This is a genomic window from Enterococcus sp. DIV1375a, from assembly GCF_051712205.1.
Lineage (GTDB): Bacteria > Bacillota > Bacilli > Lactobacillales > Enterococcaceae > Enterococcus > Enterococcus faecalis.
In genome coordinates, this window is sequence record NZ_JBIOOM010000001.1 from 576,324 (window position 1) to 597,161 (window position 20,838).

Genomic DNA, 20,838 nt, shown 5'->3' on the forward strand with positions numbered 1-20,838 from the left:
TAAGGTGAATTTTTCGGTGAAATCAGGAAAGAAGAAATAGTTGGCACACTATAATGGATTTCTTTTTAACAACTGAAAGTGAAGACACCTGAAACTAGGAAGAAATCGTTCTTTCCGAAACAAAATCTAGGAGGATATCATTTGAAATTTAAAGAACTTGGTTTAGCGCCAGAATTATTATCAGCGGTAGAACGCGCAGGCTTCGAGGAAGCAACCCCTATTCAATCAGAAACAATTCCGTTAGCGTTAGCAGGAAAAGACGTAATCGGACAAGCACAAACAGGAACAGGGAAAACCGCTGCTTTTGGCTTACCAATGCTTAACAAAATTGACGCAGACAACCGCGTTATTCAAGGATTAGTCATTGCACCAACCCGTGAGTTGGCTATCCAAACACAAGAAGAGTTATTCCGTTTAGGCCGCGATAAAAAGATTCGCGTCCAAGCCGTTTACGGTGGGGCTGATATCGGTCGCCAAATCCGTGGACTAAAAGATCGTCCACATATCGTTGTAGGTACACCAGGACGTTTACTAGACCATATTAACCGTCGTACCTTGAAATTAGAAACTGTTGAAACATTAGTTTTAGACGAAGCAGATGAAATGTTAAACATGGGCTTCTTGGAAGACATTGAAAAAATCATCTCACAAGTGCCAGAACAACGTCAAACACTTCTATTTTCAGCAACTATGCCGCCAGCAATCAAGAATATTGGCGTGAAATTCATGAAACAACCAGAACATGTGAAGATTAAAGCCAAAGAAATGACGGCTGATTTAATTGATCAATATTATGTACGTTCAAAAGACTTTGAAAAATTTGACATTATGACACGTTTACTAGACGTGCAAACCCCAGAATTGACCATTGTCTTTGGTCGGACAAAACGCCGTGTTGATGAACTTGCCCGCGGATTAGAAGCGCGTGGTTACAAAGCAGAAGGCATCCATGGCGACCTATCACAACAAAAACGGATGAGCGTTTTACGTTCATTCAAAAATGGTAACTTAGATATCTTAGTGGCAACAGATGTAGCAGCACGTGGGTTAGATATTTCAGGTGTCACCCATGTCTATAACTACGATATTCCACAAGATCCAGAAAGTTATGTTCACCGTATTGGTCGGACAGGTCGTGCTGGTAAAGGCGGTATGTCTGTGACGTTTGTAACACCAAACGAAATGGGTTACTTACATGTCATCGAAAACCTAACGAAAAAACGGATGACACCATTACGTCCACCAACCGAAAAGGAAGCATTTAAAGGACAATTAAGTGCAGCTGTTGAAACCATCGAAAGTGATCTAGAAGAAAATGGTTTAGACAAATATCTAGAATCTGCTGAAGCGTTATTAGAAAAATATTCAGCGACAGACTTAGCTGCGTTATTATTAAAAACAGTAGCGAAAGATCCAGCAGATGCGGTTCCTGTAAAAATTACCCCAGAACGACCATTGCCTTCAAATAAAAAAGGCTTTAACAAAAATGGCCGTGGTGGTGGCGGTGGGAACAACCGTAATCGCAACCGTGGTGGCAATGGTAAAGGTGGCAGCTATCGTGGCAACAAAAACCATAAAGATGGCGACCGTAATTACAAAAATAGCGACCGCAAAAATAAAGATCAACGTGGCGGCAAACGTCATAACGATAAAAAACGTGGTTTCGTCATTCGCGAAAACGCCAAATAATCAAAAGAGCGAGTGTTCCGTCTATGAACGGAACACTCGCTCTTTTTTGGTAGATAATCGTTAAATAGAAAAACTTAAAAAAAGTAAAAAAGGCATCAAAATGATATAGAAAAAGAAAAACGCCAAAATTATCCAAGTTTTCAACGGGGAAGTTACATTGAAGAGTTTCAGTTTTTGTTGTAGCAAATGAATGGTTATAATCCAAACCAGTTGCAAGAGAAAAAATAGGCTGGGATTTTTAAAGAAGATTGGAAATATGTAGAGCAACAAAGTAAAAATAAATAGGGCGCAACGAAGTAACTTTTTTTGCCGAGAAGTTAAAGTCATACGTTTTTCTCCTTTTTCTTTTTATTCTCCCATAAGTAGCCAAAATTTTCTATAAAATATCAGAACATCCACTTAGTTTTCTGATTTTTTTCCGATGCTTCTTAGTTGTTATCTTACTTTTATAAAAATTCAGAAAAATTTTATAAAAATGTAAATAGGAAGAAAACGTATGGTACTTCAATTTGTGTGAGATCTTGTAAAACATTCTTTATTTTTTTAGCGAATCAGTGGAAAAATTTTGAAATTTTGTTAAAATGAAAGGTAATTCGGAGTAACTATATTAAATAGGAAGTAAGGCGGAAAATGATAAAGGGAATTGGTATTGACGCAGTAGAATTAAGTCGGATAAAACCGATTGTTGAAAAACAAGGATCGTTTATTCAACGGGTTTTAACACCTAACGAATTGACCCTTTTTGAAAAGTTATCTACAAAACGTCAAATAGAATTTTTAGCTGGTCGTTTTGCTTGTAAAGAAGCGTTTTCTAAAGCATGGGGCACAGGGATTGGTAAAGTTGGTTTACAAGATATTGAGGTGCTGACTGAAAAGACAGGTGCACCATACGTAGCAAACTCGCCCCATAATGGTAAAGTGTTTGTCTCGATTACGCACACAGATACTATGGCGATTGCACAAATTGTTTTAGAAAGCGAATAATAGAAGCAACGAAGAAAGAAGGATGTACAATGGTCGTTGGATGGCATCGTCCTACACGGTTACATATCGATACGCAAGCAATTACTGAAAATGTCCAAAAGGAATGTCAACGTTTGCCAGAAGGAATCGCTTTATTTGCGGTTGTAAAAGCGAACGGCTATGGGCATGGCGCCGTAGAATCCGCTAAAGCGGCGAAAAAAGGTGGCGCGACAGGTTTTTGTGTCGCCTTATTGGATGAAGCAATTGAATTGAGAGAAGCAGGTGTTCAGGACCCCATTTTAATTTTGAGTGTGGTAGACTTAGCTTATGTGCCTTTGTTGATTCAATATGATTTATCTGTAACGGTAGCTACACAAGAATGGTTAGAAGCTGCTCTTCAACAACTAACGCCTGAGAGTAACACGCCATTACGTGTTCACTTAAAAGTCGATACTGGCATGGGACGGATTGGCTTTTTAACCCCAGAAGAGACTAAGCAAGCAGTGCGGTTTGTTCAATCCCACAAAGAATTTTTATGGGAAGGGATTTTTACTCATTTTTCAACAGCTGATGAAATCGATACAAGCTATTTTGAAAAACAAGCAGGGCGTTTTAAGGCTGTTCTAGCAGTTTTAGAAGAGTTACCACGGTATGTCCATGTTAGCAATAGTGCGACAGCGTTATGGCATCCTGATGTGCCAGGAAACATGATTCGCTATGGAGTAGCCATGTATGGATTGAACCCTTCAGGTAATAAGCTGGCCCCAAGCTATGCGTTAAAGCCGGCCTTACGGTTGACCAGTGAACTTATCCATGTAAAACGCTTAGCGGCTGGTGAAGGGATTGGCTATGGCGAAACCTACGTAACTGAAGCTGAAGAATGGATTGGGACAGTGCCAATCGGCTATGCAGATGGCTGGTTGCGTCATCTCCAAGGATTTACAGTGCTCGTGAATGGTAAGCGTTGCGAAATCGTCGGACGAGTGTGTATGGATCAATGTATGATTCGTTTAGCAGAAGAAGTTCCTGTCGGCTCAGTCGTTACATTAGTTGGAAAAGATGGTAATGAAGAAAATACGTTACAAATGGTAGCCGAAAAATTAGAAACCATTCATTATGAAGTTGCATGTACTTTCTCACAAAGAATCCCCAGAGAATATAACTAGATAGGAGGTTCCACTATGGTCAAACGCGGAGATATTTATTTTGCAGACCTTTCCCCAGTAGTGGGCTCGGAACAAGGTGGCGTCAGACCTGTCCTTGTTGTCCAAAATAACTTAGGTAATCATTTTAGCCCAACGATTATCGTTGCGGCGATCACAGCCAAAATGGCAAAGCCAAAATTGCCAACACATATCGGGATTAATTCTGATGAAACAGGCATTGAAAAAGATTCAGTGATTCTTTTAGAGCAGATTCGAACAATCGATAAGGGCCGCTTGAAAGAAAAAGTTTGTCATTTGAGACTTGATATTATGGAAGAAGTTGATCGTGCCTTAGGCATCAGTGTTGGACTTAGTAGCGATTCAGCCCCAGCAAAAGCAAATTCAGCTACATAAAGAACGATAGCTACTATGAAATCAACAAAGACTAATTGGATTTTTTTAAAAGCGACTGATCTAGTTCGGTTCGCTAAACATAGTTTGAGTAAAAGCGAGAGAGATGGCCAAGTGGCATCTCTCTTTTTTTGTTTTATATTTTAAAAATTAAAATATAAATATAAAATATAAAGTTTTATCATTGTATTTTAAATAAAGTTGTTGGCAAGGCTCAAACGGAATGTTACAATCAATACTATATAGAGTTTTTAAAGAGCGTAACAGGTGATTTTACAAGTTTTGATTGTCGAGCGATGACATAAAGGAGATTATATTTGTATGATGATTGTTGTACTTTTAATGAATAGTTGCTTATTTTTATTTGTAAGCTATCAATTGTATTTGCGATTACTTGTCGAAAAACTGGATTCAGAGGACCGGACATTAAAGAGGAAAATAAATTTCTATAAGTATCAGAAAAATAGTCGTTTAATGATTTATTTATTGTTTAGTATTTGTCTACTTAGCGTATTATTGTTAGGAATTGTTTATACATATTATCAATTAAATCAACGAAATATCCGCATGGAACAGCGGATCGAGCGTTTGGCACAGGGCCAAGCTACTCAAGGTGACAAAATAAAAAAACAAGCGATTAAAAAAACAGCCTTAAATCAGTTTCCCTGGAAGCAAGCTGTTTCGGCAGAATCGGCCGCTGTCTTGACTAATTATGAATTACAATTAGCGCGTGAATGGCGTCCTTACTTCGGAGAGACGAGTATCACAATAATTAGAAGTGAAAAAACACAAACCTTGACACTGTCTGTTTTTTCAGTTGGCTTAAGTTATCATGAATTTCAAACAGGCCAAGACAATATTGTAGCACTTATTGCAGCGTTGAATTCAGTTAAAGAAATTACCATGATTGATTTTAATTTTACTTATCGAGATCAAGAGCAAACCCTTGTCAAATCCATTGATACGTATGCTCGTGAGACGCTTGAAACAAATTTGGAGCCTGTCGTGATTAGTTAAAAGGACGAGAGAAAGGACATATAGATGACAAAAAGACGTTTAATCAAAAAAATTAAAGATATTTCGGATGATACGCTTGAAAAAGAAGTCTTTTTTCAGCCAGGATTCGAACCAGAAAAAATAATTAGCGGAATCAAACCGGAACAACAGGAAAAAGAAATGGCGACGTTAAGAGAAAGGCTCGCCTACTATCAGAAAAAAGAAACAGCCTTTAAAAAACTTCAAGAAGAAAATGAGCAATTAAAGAACCAACAAGAAACGGAAAAACAAGCGTTAGAAGAAAAAAATCAGGCATTACTTGAAATACTAAATCAAAAGGAACATGAAATTTTTGAATTGGAAGAGCAACTGGAAACGAACAGTGAAACCACGACAGAGGCTACCACTCTTCAAACAAATCTGCAAAATGCAGAAAAACAATTAACCACTGTACATAATCAAATGGAACGTTTAGAAAGTGAATTAACGCAGCAAGTGGCAGAATTAGAAAAAGAATCGGCTGAACAGCAACAACATATCCAGACATTACACAACCAGTTAGCAGAAGAAAAAGGAAAGTTGGAGAAAAAAGGAGATATTACAGGAATGGAAAAGCAAGTAGAAACGTTAACGACAGAATTAGAAGAAAGCACAACGACTCAACAAGCATTGCAGGAACAAATTGAAAAACTGGATAGATGTCAATAAAGTAGACACAAAAAGAGAAGATACTTAAAGACATTCAAAGTAAAGAGCCTCCTTTTCATTTGGTGTAAGCATATCTAATGTTCCGTGAGGACGTTTGGTGTTATAGAATCCTTCAATGTAAGCGAAACAAGCCAAACGTACTTCTTCGATTGAATGGAATGAACGGCGATTTAATTCTTCTTTTTTCATATATTTAAAAAAAGCTTCGGTAACGGCGTTATCCCACGGATAACCTGGTTTTGAAAGAGAATGGACAATCGGATGATGCTCTATAAACTTTCTAAATTCAAAAGAGGTATATTGAGACCCTTGATCTGTATGAAAAAGAACAGGATTCATTAATTTTCGAGAATGAAGTGCTTTTTCTAATGTTTGAATGGCTAGTTTTGTATCAATCGTTGATCCTACGGTCCAAGCAATTACTTTTCTAGAAAACAAATCTAAAACGACACACAAATACGCAAATGTTTTCTTCCCGATGGGGATATAAGAAAAATCACTTGTCCAAACTTGATTTGGTGCAGGTGGATTGAACGCTTGGTTTAGATGATTTGGCCGTGTCAAAGAAACCTTGTTTTTCCTTTTTTTGAAAACAGGCTTTACTGTAGACATTTTTGGGAGGTCCATTGTTTTCATCAAGCGATAAACACGACCAATACTAATCGAAATGCCATAATCACGCAAAAGAATCTGGCGGATTTTTGCAGCGCCAAGACGTTTTTGAGAAGAAGTATAAATTTCTAAAATCACTTTTCTTAGGTGTTGATTTTCTTTTGTTCTTGGGGCTACTTTTCCAGAAAAGCGTTTGTAATAAGTGGAACGATTGACTTTGAGTACACGACAGAGTGTAACAATACTGTGTTCATATCGAAGAATGTGTATGGCTTTTAATCGTTCGTCAAGCGAGGCGTGAATATGGCAATCGCTTTTTTTAGGATTAAATTTTCCTCCTCGAGTTGCGCATTTCGTTTTTGTAGCTGTTTGATTTGACGGGCCGTAAGGATCGTGTCATCGTCAATTTTTACTTCGGAATATTGTTTGACCCAACGAGCAATTGAAGAAAGAGCAATGCCGTACTCCTTAGCTAAAGCATTTTGAGTTTTACCACTTTCGTGAAGTTTTACAATGGATTTTTTAAACTCTTCGTCAAATTTACGTGGTGATTTTCTGTTATTTACCATATTAAAAATTCCTTTCAAAATTTCTGTCTATTTATTTAATAGTATACCAAAAAATGTGTCCACTTTATTAGGATACATGCAAACTAACTGTACAATTACAAAAAGTAGAAGCCGAAAAACAAGCCTTACAAGAGGCTGTCCAACAAGAAGTGATTGTGAAACAGCGCATGGAGGAGTTAAAGAATGAGCTTCAAAATAGTTTACAGCAAAAAAATGAAGCAGAAGTAAAACTAGGTCGACTACAAGGTGTCAATGACAAACATCTTGCTGAAAAGCAAGTTTACGAAGGAGAATTAGCTGCTCTAAGAAAAGAAGTAGAGGCCAAAGAAGACAGTTTAGAACAAGTTCAAAAAGAATTGAAGACACTACAAGCCGTTTCAAAAAATATTGAACCGAGTAGTGACCAGTTAACAGAACTGCTACGCGCAAAACAGCAAATTAACGATTTATTAATGAAAAATCAGCAATTACAAGAAGAGGCTTTAAAATCGCAACAAGAAATTGGCGAAGTGATGGTTTCTGCCAAAAAAGAAGCCAATCGGATTGTTAATGAAGCGAAAGTAGAAGCAAAACACCTAATCAATTCTGCAGAATTAGAAATGTTAAATATTGGTAATCGAGCGAAAAGTATTTCGAATGAAGTCGAAGCGTCAAAAGTAGAAGTACTTGAGATTTATCGCGAATTAGAGGAACGCTTAACTAAACTGACACGTCTTGAACAAGATAACTATTAATAAAATGGTCAGTAAAAAGTTAATGGGAGCAAGGAAACTACATTGTCTTGGGGTCCTTTTTTTAGCTGTTACATTAAGTAGCTCCGCAGAAAGATTACAGGCTGCTGCTGTCTCAAAGGAAGAGCAGTCGCTAAGGCAACCGCTTATCAGGAAAAACATCGTAACAGAGAAGAGCGAATATCTTGTAGAAGCAAATCAAAGTATTTGGGAGCTGGCACAAGATGCGCAGAAACCATTGAATCAGTTTATGAAGGAAAACCAGTTACGTAGTAGTTATATAAAAAAAGGAACGCAATTAGTTAAATAGAAAAAAGGAGCAAGAAAGGAAAAGTTTATTTAAGAAGCTTTTCCTTTTAAGAAAACGATGAAAGAATGGATAAAGCCCGTTATGCGAACAATTCGCCACATTAAGCGCGCCTTCTTGAAGCAAAAGTTGCCTGCGACATATCAGCTAAAAAAGCAAAAGGCTAACACAGCAATGGAATATTTGCTTGAGCAAACAGATAACCATCAATCAATAAGAGGACCGAAAAGAAAAATGACCGCTGAAGAGATTAAAAAAAAACGGCAAGCCTACCAAAAGAAACAACGCGTCCAAGTCGTTAAATTTTTTATGCCAGCTATTCTTTTCGCCATTTTTGTGTTCTTTTTTGTGTTAAAGACATCTAGCTACCCAATTGCTGGGCAATCCATGAAGCCGACACTTAACGCAGGGGAACGAGTCTTAGTACAACGGACGAAGCAAGTAGCAAGGTACGATGTGATTGCATTTAAAGCACCGCTAGCTAGCAAAGGTACGTACGTCAAGCGAATCATCGGGGTTCCTGGTGATCGAATTTGGGTAAACGAGGGAAAACTTTATCTTTCAGAAGAACCTATAGCAAGCGATAATGAGGCACTGCCTGAGAATGCCAGTCGTTTTGACTTATCAGAAGAAGCGGCAGCCCAACTTCGCCTGTTTCAGAAGATTCCAGCTGGTCATTACTTTGTCTTAGGGGACAATCGTACGCATTCAAGTGATAGTCGTACGTTCGGCTTTGTCGAGATACAAGCGATTGAAGGAATCGTGGTATTTAAAATGGCGCCGTTTAAAGAAATAGGGAAAGTAAAATAAAAAGCTTAAGTCAGCCATCTGAGAGTAGGGCACTTAAGCTTTTTTTATTAGAGATTATTTGCCCAATAACAATTGAATGATTTTTTCAATTGATTGTAGGTCGTAACGATTACTAATATCCGAAAAAATATAGTAATGGTCATACTGGGCAACGAGCTGTTCATTATTGGTATTCATTAAAAGCAAATCATAATGGTTTTCTGCGTTGTAAGGCTCAATTTTCAGCGGATATTTTCCAGCGATACTCTGTTGTATTTTTTGTGCTACCAACTCGCTATAAGCACTGCTCAGTGAGTGATAAACACCAATCGTTATTTTTTTTTCATTTAATTCAGCAATGTGATTCAAAATAAGTGTATAATTAATTTCAGTAAATTGATTTTGGTACTTAGAAGCAGTGGCTTTTGTGGCAAAGTTCGTTGTAGCGATCTCCACTAATTCGTAAACTTCACTTTCGCTAAAAGGATGACGTAAGACTTTCAAAAGTGACTGAATTGTCCAATAATCAAAGGGTAAAATAAATCCTGAAAAATAATAGAGTTGCGCATGTAATTGGAAAAGTAAATTTTCAATATAAAGTAGCCGAATAGGCAGCACGTAATGGGATAAATAACCACGTGCTTTAAGGTACGTTAAAATGACCCGGTTCATTTCGTTAAGATACGTTTTTTCAATTCGTTGTTGTTTTGCTAAACGAAAGGCGAAAGCAGCATTCGCAGAATAATTATGCATGGAACAAAAAAAGTCATAAAACATATAGGCTTCGTTGATTGTATATGGACGGTCGATTCTTTTCATATATGTATGTATAGATAAATTAATTTCTTCAAATAAAGGTCGATCGAGTTGGACATCATGTGGACTAATCGTTGGCAGGGGTTCTAAAACCATGCGACGAAAAGAAATTTTCATCCAAAGTTTAATTTGGAGAATTTCTGTATGGTCAAAGGTAATTCTGGGGATTTCTTGTAATATCTCGATTAATCCTAGGTATTGATTGGCCAGTTCTTTTTCTAAATCTGTTTTTTCTTCAAAGATAAACCAGAAAAAATTAAAAAAGAAAAAGCGAATTTGTTTTTCTTCGCCGACAAGTTTTCCTCGTTTGATACGTAAATTAAACTCATTGAGTAAGTCATTTAATTCAACAATTTTTCGATAATAGGTAGCAGAGCTAATGGCATAATTCTGTTGGAAATACCCGCCATTTATTTCATTTTTATGGAAGAGTTGCTGGACCATGTGAAACTTAATAGATTTATCTAAGAACAACATGATCATTGCTTTCATGGAAAAGGTAGGCGCTTTATTTAGATATAGAGTGTCACCTAATACAGTTAAGGTGAGGTTTTCTTGAAGTTGCTCTTCTTTCAAAAATTGCTCTAAAAAAGAAAGATATTCATTCAATGTTGGTAAACTAATATTGAAAAAATCTACTAATTCATTTCGTGTCGCTCGGCCTTTATTATTATATAGGAACAATAAAATATCATTCATATAATCATAAGGCTTTTCTAAAAAATCTCGTTTTAGCATCGTTACTCACCTCTCTTTTAAGAATACTGTATCTATGATAAAATGGCAATAAACAACTGATAAAAAGATTGTTTTTTGAGGTGTTTTTTATTATCATTAAGAAAAAGAAATAATAAGAAAAAACAAAGTATTTAAATGACAACAAAATAATTAAAATGAAGGAGCGACAGAACATGAACAGCGTAGTGAACTTTAGAGATATTGGAGGATTTCCAACGAAACAAGGCACATCCGTCAAGACAGGGCATTTTTTTCGGAGTGGGGAACTCGTTAATGTTGCACAAGAGGATCAACAGAAACTGGTAGAGGGCTATCAAATTAAACGAATCTATGATTTTAGAAGTGCAGCAGAAACGCAAGAACGACCAGATGATTCAATTCAAGGAACCAACTATTTACATATAGATATTTTGGCCGATATTCAGGCGCAGACTGCTTCATTAGAAGGAATGCTTAAAACGGTTGGTTCACCCGATGCAGCAATGGACATGGCTTATAAAGAGATGGTTCTTTCCAATTCGGGCCGCAAAGGTTACCAAACATTTTTTGAAAACTTTTTAAGTTATCCACAGGAAGCTATTTTATTTCATTGTTTCGCAGGAAAAGATCGAACAGGAATCGGTGCAGCCTTGATATTAAGTGCTTTAGGTGTGGAACATTCTTATATTTTAGAAGATTATTTAAAGACGAATGAGCAAAGAAAAGCCGCTAACGAGCAGATTATTGCGCAATATCAAGCAAATGGAACGCCTCCAGCAGAAATTCAACAATTAGAAACGCTGCTTTATGTGAAAAAAGAGTACTTAGCGACCGCTTTACAGGCGATTGAAAAAGAATTTGGTTCGGTAGAGGGGTATTTAAAAGAGGGACTCGGCTTACCTTTATCCGCCAAAAAAGACATGCTAAGTCTGTACACAAAATCATAGATCCTAAAAAAAGGACTATCCTTTCTAAAAAAGAAGTTTTATAATAGAAAAGAATCTGTTTGTAAGGAGGGATAGGGAATGAAAGAAGGACAAGAACAATTCTTAACGTTCATACTAGATCGAACAAAAGAAGATAAAAAAGAAAAAATGCAAGCGCTACTTGCAGAAATGTTTGAACGCCAACAAACAGGCAAATTAGATAAAATGTACTTGATGACAAAAGCACCAAAACTTTTGGCTTATTTAAAACCAGAAGCCATTGATGAAGTTAAACAAGTCGTTTCGGAATTTTCTAAAAATATGAAATAAACAAACTTAGCTTGAACTTACGACATTTTAAAAATGTGTCGTAACATTCAAGCTTTTGTTTGTTATTCTCTTGTATTTTATGCTAAAGTTATTCAGGCACAAAAAAAAGCAGGTGATTTTATGAAACATATAAAAAATACATGGGAACTATTTATTTTAGATTGGAAAAGAATTTTTAAAAACCCAGTAGCAACATTTTTGATTGTTGCCTTAATGATTATTCCATCATTATATGCATGGTTTAACATTAAAGCACTATGGGATCCGTATTCAAATACAGGAGAGTTACCAATAGCGGTCTATAGTGATGACCAAACAGCAACTTTTCAAGATAAATCGGTCAATATTGGTGATGAAGTCTTGAAAAACTTGAAGAAAAACAAGCAATTAGGTTGGCGTTTTGTTGATTCGAAAAAGGAATTAGACAAAGGAGTCCAATCAGGAAAATATTTTGCCGGGATTTATTTACCTAAAGATTTTTCCAAGGATTTGCTAAGTTTTACTTCTGGTGATATCAATAAACCTAAAATTGAATACTCAATTAACGAAAAAATTAATGCAATTGCGCCGAAAATTACGTCAAAAGGCGCTTCTTCCATTCAGTCACAAATTTCGGAAGAATTCATTAAAACGGCAAGTAGTACGTTAATCAAAACATTCAATGATATTGGCTATGATATTGATAAAAACATGGTCAGCATTCAAAAAGTTAAGAGCATGATTTTAGATACAGATGCCAACATTGGAACCATTGACACGTACGCGAAACAAGTCACTGACTTACATGGTAAGATGCCTGAGCTAAAAGAAAAATTAGCGAAAGCCAACGATGCGATGAAATATTTACCTGAAGTTGATGCTTTAGGAGAGAAGATTGTTGAGCTAAATGGTAAAATGCCAAGCATCAAAGAACAAGCTAGTGTTATTTTGACGTTACAAGAAAAAATTCCAGAAATTCAAAACGCTGGCCGACAAATTGCTATGATTGATGAAGACTTTGCCTCTGTGGAACAAACAATGAGCGAAGGAATCCAAGAAGCAAAACAAGGATTAGAAATCATTCAACAAGTTCAAACGGCGTTACCAGATATTCGTAAACTAGGTGATCAAGCCAATGATTTAGGGAATGTCACATTAGATGGCGCCAATAAATTGCAAGAGGCGTTACCAAGCATTACGAATAGCGTTGAAGTTTCAATTCAGTCTTTAAAAACGATTAGTTCTAATATCAATTCGATAGCTGGCCAAATTGATCAACTAATTGCTGATAATGAGCTAACCCCAGAAGAGAGACAACAACTTGGTGAAATTGTTACTCGTTTTTCTGAAAGCTTGGAAAAACAAATTGCAGCAGCTAATCAGTTAATTGAAACATTAACTAAATTACAGGAAGCGGCGGGTAATGATAGTTTAGCAGGTCCCATTTCAAGACTGGAACATTTGGTTAAGGTTTTAACAGAACTTAAAAAACGAGTGGATGGTATTGATTTTAATGCAATAAGTGTTGACCAATTACGTGAAACTTTGAAAGATATTCAAGATTTCTCATCTACTATATCAGATATATTGCTGGATATTCATCCAGATGAAATTAGTAACACTGTTAATACAGTCACAAGTAAATTAATTGCTACCATCCAAAACGCTCAAGGCCAACTAAACAAAGCACAACAAATTGACTTTGAAGGGTTATTGAGCTCAACAAGTCAAACGGTCACTAATGCGATTTCTTTATTAGAAAAATATCAAGCCGAAATGCCGGCAATTAAACAAGAAATTCATGATGCAAATACGATGTTGAATGGCAATATGGAAACCATTGTCAATGGCATTAATCGTGGTGCTGATTTGTATAAAAACGATTTACTAGTCATTCAAGACAAAGTCAGCAAAGCGGCAGCCTTTATGCAAAATGACTATCCAGGTATCCGAAAAGATTTAACGAATACCTTGAAAACAGTCAATGAGAAAATGCCAGATGTTGAAGCGGCCTTAGACAAAGCCAACGAGCTGATTATTAATGATTGGCCAAATATCAAAACAGGATTACACAAAGCAGCGAATGCAATCCGTAAAGGTGAAAAAGAAGTTGATTTAGGTGAAATTCTTAAATTACTAAAATTAGATGCCAATAAAGAAAGTGACTTCTTTACACAACCAGTTGAAGTCAAAGAACATGCTGTTTATCCGATTGCTAATAATGGTTCGGCAAGTACGCCATTCTATACAGCTTTGTGTTTATGGGTTGGTGCTGTATTATTCTCAAGTGTTGCGACAACAGATGTTTATCTTGAAGGAAAAGATAAAAAACGCTTCTCTAAACGGGAACAATTTTCAGCACGGATGTTTACCTTCATTGTCATGGGGATTGGTCAAGCGCTGATTGTAACGCTAGGTAATTACTTTGCGTTAGGCGTAGATGTCCGTAATCCAGCGTATAGTGTCTGGTTTGCCGTATTGATTGCCATTACGTTTATGATAATGGTTTATGTGCTTGTTGCTCTCTTTGGCAATGTAGGGAAAGGAATTGCGATAATAATCTTGGTACTATCCATCTCTGGTGGGGGTGGGAACTACCCAATTCAAGTCTCAGGTAAATTCTTCCAAATGATTAATCCGTTCTTGCCGTTTACGCATGCCGTGAACTTGCTAAGGGAATCAGCAGGAGGCATTTACTGGCCAAATGCTTGGTTTGCAATTTGGATTATGGTGGGGATTTCAGTCGTCTTTAGTATTGGCGGCGCAATTCTTTATCCACATCTGGAACACAGATCGAAAAAATTTGCGGCTTTAGCACAAAAGAGCCATTTATTCCATTAAAAAACAAAAAGCTGAAAACGTCTCTAGCGTTTTCGGCTTTTTGTTTTTCTTTATTTTCAAGGTAACCCTAACAAAGAAGTTTTGGGGGCTCTTGCTTTTGACTTTTTGGCAATGCTAAATAATAAAATCTCCCTCAGAAAGTGAGGTTTTTTGTGTACAAATACATAAAAAGGTTTTATAGTATTTTTTTAAGAAATAAAAAGTGGGTAGGGGTTGTAAAATGATTCAAGCATTGCTTCAACGATATGAGAAAAAAATTGAACGTCGTAAATTGGAAAAACGAACAGCATTCGGTGCTTTTGCCGGGCGGATTGGGCTTGTTTCTAATTTATTTTTATTCGTTAGTAAATTTATGATTGGCTTGCTTTCAGGTAGTGTTTCAATCATGGCAGATGCCATTAATAGCTTGTCCGATACTATTTCTTCAGTTTTAACATTAGTCGGTTTTTATATTGCTGGTAAGCCAGCGGATAAAGAACATCCCTATGGCCATGAACGTTTTGAATATATTAGTGGAATGCTTGTATCATTAGTGATTACGTTTATTGGGTTTGAGTTTCTAACGACCTCCGTGGATCGCATCCTGCATCCAGAATCAATCAAGGTGACACCCATTTTATTTGCTGTTTTAGCTTTATCAATTGGGATTAAAATTTGGCAAGGGCTGTTTTACAAAAAAGTATCAGCAAAAATTGATTCTCAAGCATTAGTTGCTTCTGCTAAGGACAGCTTCAATGATGTTTATACTACATTAGCTGTTTTGGTTTCTGCATTTATTGAAGGCGTCACTGGTTTGCGAATTGATGGATATATTGGTTTTTTAATTGCTGCATATATTATTTATAGTGGCTTGCAGTTAATTCGCGAATTTATTAATGAGTTGATGGGCATGCGTCCGAGCCAAACAGAAATTGATGAAATGAAAAATGTCTTATCAAAAATGGAAACAATTGTAGGATATCACGATTTACTGATTCATAATTATGGTCCCAGCCAAACGTTTGCGTCTGTTCACATTGAAATTGATGATCGCTGGGATTTAAATAAAGCCCATCAGACAATCGATGCGATTGAAGCGAAGTTTAAAGAAGAATTGGCTGTTAACCTTGTTTGTCATATTGATCCAGTGAATTTGTATGACCCAACACAACAATTTGTTCATCAAACAATCAAAAAGATTATTCGTTCTTTTGATGCGTCTTTAAAAGTCCATGATATCCGCTTAGTTACCCATGGTGAAGAACCGAAGATTTTGTTCGACTTGGTTTTGCCTACAGAATCAAAATTATCTGAATTTGAACTGGGTGTGGAAATTCAACGGCAAGTTTATGAAAAAATTGGTCGTTATAAAGTGGAAATTACCTTCGATCATACGTACTTGTTACAATAAAAGGGAATAATTAACTAAGTTTTTAAGTGAGAGCCAAAAGGTCAAATAGACTTTTAGCTCTCGCTTTTTTGTTTAGAGAATGCAAATCCTTTTGTTATCTGGATTCTCTTGATAAGATAAAGGAAGCGGGGGACTGTAAATGAGTGTCTGATTAAAAAAAGATGGTGATTTTTTTATCTTTTTCAGTAACAAAAATCAATTGACTTTTCATTGTGAGAAGCGTAGCATATGGATTTGTTTGATAAAAAATAATGAAAAAAGTGAGCGGGTCACTCTAGAGAAAAGGAGTAGAAAAAAATGGCGGATTTAAAACGACTGTTCATTGGGAAACCATTGAAATCAGCCGAAAATGATGAACATAAATTAAGCAGATTTGCAGCGCTTGCGTTGTTATCTTCTGATGCACTTTCATCCATTGCGTATGGTACAGAACAAATAGTGGTGGTTCTGGTTACTTTGTCGGCGGCTGCGATTTGGTATTCATTGCCAATTGCTGCATTTGTTATTATTTTACTTATTTCTTTAACATTGTCGTACCGACAAATTATTCATGCGTATCCGCATGGCGGCGGCGCATACGTTGTTAGTAGTGAAAACCTTGGCAGAAATGCCGGTTTATTGGCTGGTGGTTCGTTGTTAGTCGATTATATGCTAACAGTAGCCGTTTCAGTTTCAGCGGGCGCAGAGGCGATTATATCGGCGATTCCAGCGTTATATGGCCATCAAGTAGCAATTTCTATTGGGATTGTGATATTGATTACCTTAATGAACTTGAGAGGCCTGCGAGAATCTGCTTCGTTCTTAATGTTGCCAGTGTATAGTTTTATCGCAATTATTACCTTACTGATTGTTGTTGGGCTATTTAAAATTGTGACTGGCGCACAGCCATTGAATGCGACAGCTTTACCAGGAGCCGTGGTTCCAGGAATTTCTATTGCCTTGGTTTTACGGGCTTTTTCATCTGGTTCTTCTTCCTTAACAGGGGTTGAAGCAATCAGTAATGCAGTGCCATTCTTTAAGAAACCACGAGCAAAAAATGCTGCTGGGACGTTAGCGTTAATGGCAACGATTTTAGGGTTCTTCTTCGTGGGGATTACGTTTATTAACTATTGGTATGGGATTGTGCCCAAAGAAGAAGTGACAGTTCTTTCACAAATTGGGAAAGCGGTCTTTGGTCAAAATATTTTATATTATTTATTACAGTTTGCGACAGCCTTAATTTTAGCGGTTGCCGCTAACACAGGATTCTCAGCCTTTCCAGTTTTGGCTTATAACTTAGCCAAAGATAAGTTTATGCCGCATATGTATATGGATCGTGGCGACCGTTTAGGCTATTCAAATGGTATTTTAACTTTAGCTGCTGGTTCCATTGTTTTATTATTGATTTTCCAAGGTTCCACAGAACGTTTAATCCCATTGTATTCAATTGGTGTGTTTATTCCGTTTGCTTTGTCTCAATCGGGGATGGTTGTAAAATGGCGAAAAGAAACTAAAAATTGGTTGCCAAAATCAATTGCTAACATTGTCGGCGCCTTTATCTCTTTCACGATTATCGCCATTTTGTTTATTTATCGATTAGGGGACATCTGGCCGTTCTTTATTATTATGCCGGTGTTGATTTATGCATTTTATCGGGTCAATACTCACTATAAAAATGTGGCGGAACAGCTACGTTTAGAAGATGGGGCACAGTTGCATGAGTTTGACGGGAATACAGTTATTGTTTTAGTAGGGAACGTAACCAAGGCAAATGTCGGCGCCTTGAACTATGCGCGTTCCATTGGTGATTATGTTGTTGCCATGCATGTCTCAATGGATGAAAACGTTGAGAAGGAAAAAGAAATTCAGGAAGAGTTTAAAAAACACTTCCCAGACGTTCGTCTATCAATTGTCCACTCTTCGTATCGTTCACTGCAAAACCCTATCTTACGTTATGTTGATTTGGTTAGTAAAAATGCCACGAAGCATAACTACAGTACAACAGTTTTAGTACCACAATTTGTACCAAATAAACGTTGGCAAAATATTTTGCATAACCAAACAAGTTTACGCTTGCGGATTCGTTTAGCGTGGCGGGAAAATATTATTGTGGCTACCTATAGTTATCACTTGAAAAAATAAATAAAAAAGTCTGCCATCTTTTGATGGCAGATTTTTTTATTGACGTAATTGTTTTTGATAAATTCTAGCGCAAGACTGCTCTTCAGTGGTTACCATTGTCAAAAATTCCCAGTCATATCTTTCATAAAAAGTAGTATGGTCTGTGAGCAAATAAAGCTTTTTAAATCCAGAATTAGCAAGAAAATCACCAACTGTTGTTAAAAGAATTCCTGCTAAGCCTTGGTGACGAAATGTTGGTTCGACATACAATGCACAAAGGTTTGGCGTAAGGTCTGCACGATTGTGGAAGTCATTATCAATTACGCCCACGCCTGCAACGATGTCCTGCTGTTTATTCAAGCAGACCCACCAATGTGGTACGTGGTTTTCGCTAGTTAGCATTTCCTGCATACTTGCTTGATACGCTTCAGCGGGGATTTGCCACTTTTGGCTAAACCATTGAGCAGCTGACGGAATTAAGTGTGGTTGTTGGTTTAAATCGATAATAGTATAGTTAGACATTATTAATCTCCTAGATAAAAGAACAGATCCCATTGAAAAGAAACAATGTTGGATCTGCTCTGCATTTTTTATTAATTGGAATGTTTGCTAGCTGGGTCTAAACGCCGTTCAATAATCCCTAGAACCCAATCTGTGATAATCGCCATAAAGGCCGTTGGTAAGGCACCGACTAAAATGATAGAAGCACCATCTGTGGCATTGGTTCCACGAATAATAATATCCCCTAAACCACCAGCACCAACGAAAGCGCCAATCGCAGTAATCCCGATTGCGACGACTAACGCATTTCGAATACCTGCCATGATTACTGAAACAGATAAAGGTAACTCGACCATATAAAGAAGTTGTACTTTTGTCATACCCATTCCTTTACCAACATCTAAAATATTGCGATCCACTTGAATCATGCCAGTGTACGTATTCTTGATAATTGGCAGGAGAGAATAAAGGAAGACCGTTACAACCACCGTGTTGACGCCTAAGCCCATTCCCAACATTAAAATCGAAAGCATTGCCAAAGCTGGTACTGTTTGGATAATGTTCGCTAAACGGATAATCCAGTTGGCTAAGCTACGTTTACGTGAAATCATAATCCCGATAGGAATCCCGACAATTGCAGCAAAGATTACGCCATAAATCGAAATTAAAAAGTGACGTAAAAATTGTTGAAAGACGTAGCCGCCATTTTGTTGGAAATAGTAGATAAATTGTTGGAATAAATTCATATTATTCATCTGTTACTCCCCCTCAAAATAGTTATTTTCTTTTAAGAAACGTTCGGCTACGACCGCAGGTTCAATTAAATCATTATCTGCTTGATAGTTCAATTCTTGCATTTTTTTGGTAGAAATTTTACCATCTAAGCGATTTAAGACATCTTTGATTTCCGGCGTTTCTTTTAATAATTTGTCACTAACCACAGGAGCGGCATCATAAGGCGGGAAGAAGCGCTTGTCATCTTTTAACATGACTAAATCGTAACTACCAATCCGGCCATCTGTTGAGTAACCTAAGATAACGTCCATTTTTCCAGCGTTGACTGCATCGTACACCAAGCCAATTTGCATTGGTAAAATAGATTTAAATTGGAAGTTGTATTCCTTTTTAAAGCCTTCATAACCGTCGCCTTCACGTGTGATCCACGCAGTATCGACACCAGCAACTAATTTGTCTGCGACTTTCCCTAAATCACTGACTGTTTTTAAATTGTATTTCTCAGCCGTTTCTTTTGTAACTAAGAATACATAAGTATTTTCAAATCCATATGAAGGGAACCAAGTTTGTTGATAACGTTTTTCAAATTCTGATTGAACTAGATTGAACGCTTTTTTAGGATCTTTTTCCGCTGGTAAGCCAAGCGTAGTGGTCACGTCAGTACCAGTATAACGAGCTGCAGAAATTGAGGCATCTCCGTTTAACATTGCTTGGTGATTGATGGTAGTAGTGGCTAAGTTGTTAATCACATTTGTTTTTTTATCTGTGTAATGCTCAACCATATCCGCTACAATGCTCCCTAAAATCTGCGCTTCTGAAGTAATCCCACCTGTAATGGCGACAGTGTTATCATCAGAAGTTGAAGCGAGACCAGGTAAAGAACAACCTGCCAATAAAAGTAAACTGCTTAAGAAGAGTAAGCTTAACTTGAGTTTCTTTTTCATCATTATTCGCCCTCCCTTAAAGCTTTTGGCGTTAAACGATTTTCTAATAATCCAAGAAGAACATCTGCTAAAAGCGCTAAAATAGTTACCGGAATAGTCCCGCCAAAGATTAATTCTGGCTGATAGTTATTTAATCCACTGAAAATCATATCACCAAGACCACCTGCACCAATATAAGAAGCCAGTGTAGCCCAAGCAATGACATAGACAGCAGCTAAACGAATGCCGGCCATAATTGTTGGCATGGCAATGGGTAATTCAACACTAAAAATAGACTGTAAATTGGTCATGCCCATGCCTTTAGCAACATCTCGGTAATTTTCATCGACATTTTTCATTCCGATATACGTGTTTCTTAAAATAGGTAGAAGGGAATAGATGAATAGCGCGATAATAGCGGGTGTTTTGCCGACACCAAAAATTGGAATCATCAAAGCTAATAAAGCCAACGAAGGAACCGTTTGTAAGGCACTTGTTAAACCAATGACAATATTGGCTACTTTGGGCAAACGTGTTAACCAAACGCCAACGGGCACAGCGATAGCGACCCCTAATAAAAGTGCAAAGAATGAAATATAAATATGTTCAATACTTTTTGAAATCATTTCTGATCCATATTCTTGAAAGAAGCTACTCATT

General features: G+C 37.0%; 19 protein-coding genes and 2 pseudogenes. 14 read left to right on the plus strand and 7 right to left on the minus strand.

Features of this window, described 5'->3' with window-relative positions; translation table 11 throughout:
- Positions 1–141 precede the first annotated feature (141 nt).
- Entirely contained in the window at positions 142–1,689 is a 1,548-nt protein-coding gene (cshA, locus tag IGJ63_RS02835; RefSeq protein ID WP_002355724.1) for a degradosome RNA helicase CshA, read from the plus strand.
- A gap of 60 nt (positions 1,690–1,749) precedes the next feature.
- Here the strand turns inward: cshA and IGJ63_RS02840 are convergent, their stop codons facing one another.
- Positions 1,750–2,016 (minus strand): hypothetical protein, encoded by a 267-nt coding sequence (locus IGJ63_RS02840; RefSeq protein ID WP_002407697.1) that lies wholly within the window; start codon positions 2,014–2,016, stop codon positions 1,750–1,752.
- A gap of 303 nt (positions 2,017–2,319) precedes the next feature.
- Here IGJ63_RS02840 and acpS point away from each other — a divergent pair, with 303 nt between their 5' ends.
- From acpS to IGJ63_RS02865, 5 genes and pseudogenes are all read left to right on the plus strand, one after another.
- Complete coding sequence (acpS, locus tag IGJ63_RS02845; protein ID WP_002355727.1) at positions 2,320–2,673, plus strand: holo-ACP synthase; 354 nt, start codon at positions 2,320–2,322, stop codon at positions 2,671–2,673.
- 29 nt (positions 2,674–2,702) lie between these two features.
- Entirely contained in the window at positions 2,703–3,818 is a 1,116-nt protein-coding gene (gene alr / locus IGJ63_RS02850) for an alanine racemase (RefSeq protein ID WP_173951231.1), read from the plus strand.
- Between the two features lie 15 nt (positions 3,819–3,833).
- Positions 3,834–4,211 carry a type II toxin-antitoxin system PemK/MazF family toxin gene (locus tag IGJ63_RS02855; protein WP_002355729.1) on the plus strand — a complete coding sequence of 126 codons (378 nt, stop codon included), beginning with the start codon at positions 3,834–3,836 and terminating at the stop codon, positions 4,209–4,211.
- 318 nt (positions 4,212–4,529) lie between these two features.
- Positions 4,530–5,225 carry a hypothetical protein gene (locus IGJ63_RS02860; RefSeq protein WP_284955322.1) on the plus strand — a complete coding sequence of 232 codons (696 nt, stop codon included), beginning with the start codon at positions 4,530–4,532 and terminating at the stop codon, positions 5,223–5,225.
- 24 nt (positions 5,226–5,249) lie between these two features.
- A pseudogene (locus tag IGJ63_RS02865) lies at positions 5,250–5,897 on the plus strand (hypothetical protein); the annotation flags it as partial.
- 39 nt (positions 5,898–5,936) lie between these two features.
- On the opposite strand, the gene IGJ63_RS02870 reads toward IGJ63_RS02865, so the two are convergent.
- A protein-coding gene (locus IGJ63_RS02870) for an IS3 family transposase (protein ID WP_438745912.1) occupies positions 5,937–7,093 on the minus strand; the annotation gives its coding sequence in 2 pieces (ribosomal slippage) (positions 5,937–6,835 and positions 6,835–7,093; 1,158 coding nt in all).
- A gap of 80 nt (positions 7,094–7,173) precedes the next feature.
- Here IGJ63_RS02870 and IGJ63_RS02875 point away from each other — a divergent pair.
- From IGJ63_RS02875 to lepB, 3 genes and pseudogenes are all read left to right on the plus strand, one after another.
- A pseudogene (locus IGJ63_RS02875) lies at positions 7,174–7,827 on the plus strand (hypothetical protein); the annotation flags it as partial.
- The gene (locus tag IGJ63_RS02880; protein WP_002396532.1) at positions 7,808–8,134 is read left to right on the plus strand and encodes a hypothetical protein; all 327 of its coding nucleotides are present in this window, start codon (positions 7,808–7,810) and stop codon (positions 8,132–8,134) included. The pseudogene IGJ63_RS02875 and the gene IGJ63_RS02880, both read left to right, overlap by 20 nt.
- Before the next feature lie 57 nt (positions 8,135–8,191).
- Positions 8,192–8,941 carry a signal peptidase I gene (gene lepB, locus IGJ63_RS02885; RefSeq protein ID WP_033595102.1) on the plus strand — a complete coding sequence of 250 codons (750 nt, stop codon included), beginning with the start codon at positions 8,192–8,194 and terminating at the stop codon, positions 8,939–8,941.
- Between the two features lie 54 nt (positions 8,942–8,995).
- Here the strand turns inward: lepB and IGJ63_RS02890 are convergent, their stop codons facing one another.
- Positions 8,996–10,474 carry a helix-turn-helix domain-containing protein gene (locus IGJ63_RS02890; RefSeq protein ID WP_002396534.1) on the minus strand — a complete coding sequence of 493 codons (1,479 nt, stop codon included), beginning with the start codon at positions 10,472–10,474 and terminating at the stop codon, positions 8,996–8,998.
- A 173-nt stretch (positions 10,475–10,647) separates the two neighbouring features.
- On the opposite strand from IGJ63_RS02890, the gene IGJ63_RS02895 reads away from it, so the two are divergent.
- From IGJ63_RS02895 to IGJ63_RS02915, 5 genes are all read left to right on the plus strand, one after another.
- On the plus strand, positions 10,648–11,400 hold the full coding sequence (locus IGJ63_RS02895) for a tyrosine-protein phosphatase (RefSeq protein ID WP_010822598.1): 753 nt from the start codon (positions 10,648–10,650) through the stop codon (positions 11,398–11,400).
- Positions 11,401–11,478: 78 nt separating this feature from the next.
- Positions 11,479–11,709, plus strand: coding sequence for a hypothetical protein (locus tag IGJ63_RS02900; protein WP_002355737.1), 231 nt, complete (start codon positions 11,479–11,481; stop codon positions 11,707–11,709).
- Positions 11,710–11,829: 120 nt separating this feature from the next.
- Positions 11,830–14,529 carry a YhgE/Pip family protein gene (locus IGJ63_RS02905; RefSeq protein WP_438745915.1) on the plus strand — a complete coding sequence of 900 codons (2,700 nt, stop codon included), beginning with the start codon at positions 11,830–11,832 and terminating at the stop codon, positions 14,527–14,529.
- A 220-nt stretch (positions 14,530–14,749) separates the two neighbouring features.
- Complete coding sequence (locus IGJ63_RS02910) at positions 14,750–15,919, plus strand: cation diffusion facilitator family transporter (RefSeq protein WP_284955315.1); 1,170 nt, start codon at positions 14,750–14,752, stop codon at positions 15,917–15,919.
- A gap of 297 nt (positions 15,920–16,216) precedes the next feature.
- Positions 16,217–18,040 (plus strand): APC family permease, encoded by a 1,824-nt coding sequence (locus IGJ63_RS02915; protein WP_010822601.1) that lies wholly within the window; start codon positions 16,217–16,219, stop codon positions 18,038–18,040.
- A 36-nt stretch (positions 18,041–18,076) separates the two neighbouring features.
- On the opposite strand, the gene IGJ63_RS02920 is transcribed toward IGJ63_RS02915, so the two are convergent.
- The 4 genes from IGJ63_RS02920 to IGJ63_RS02935 form a co-directional block, all read right to left on the minus strand.
- Entirely contained in the window at positions 18,077–18,541 is a 465-nt protein-coding gene (locus IGJ63_RS02920; protein ID WP_002361333.1) for a GNAT family N-acetyltransferase, read from the minus strand.
- A 71-nt stretch (positions 18,542–18,612) separates the two neighbouring features.
- On the minus strand, positions 18,613–19,275 hold the full coding sequence (locus tag IGJ63_RS02925; RefSeq protein WP_002363261.1) for an ABC transporter permease: 663 nt from the start codon (positions 19,273–19,275) through the stop codon (positions 18,613–18,615).
- 3 nt (positions 19,276–19,278) lie between these two features.
- The gene (locus tag IGJ63_RS02930) at positions 19,279–20,199 is read right to left on the minus strand and encodes an osmoprotectant ABC transporter substrate-binding protein (protein WP_002355743.1); all 921 of its coding nucleotides are present in this window, start codon (positions 20,197–20,199) and stop codon (positions 19,279–19,281) included.
- A 2-nt stretch (positions 20,200–20,201) separates the two neighbouring features.
- A complete protein-coding gene (locus IGJ63_RS02935; RefSeq protein ID WP_002355744.1) occupies positions 20,202–20,837 on the minus strand; it encodes an ABC transporter permease in 636 nt (211 codons plus the stop codon).
- Position 20,838: the final 1 nt, after the last annotated feature.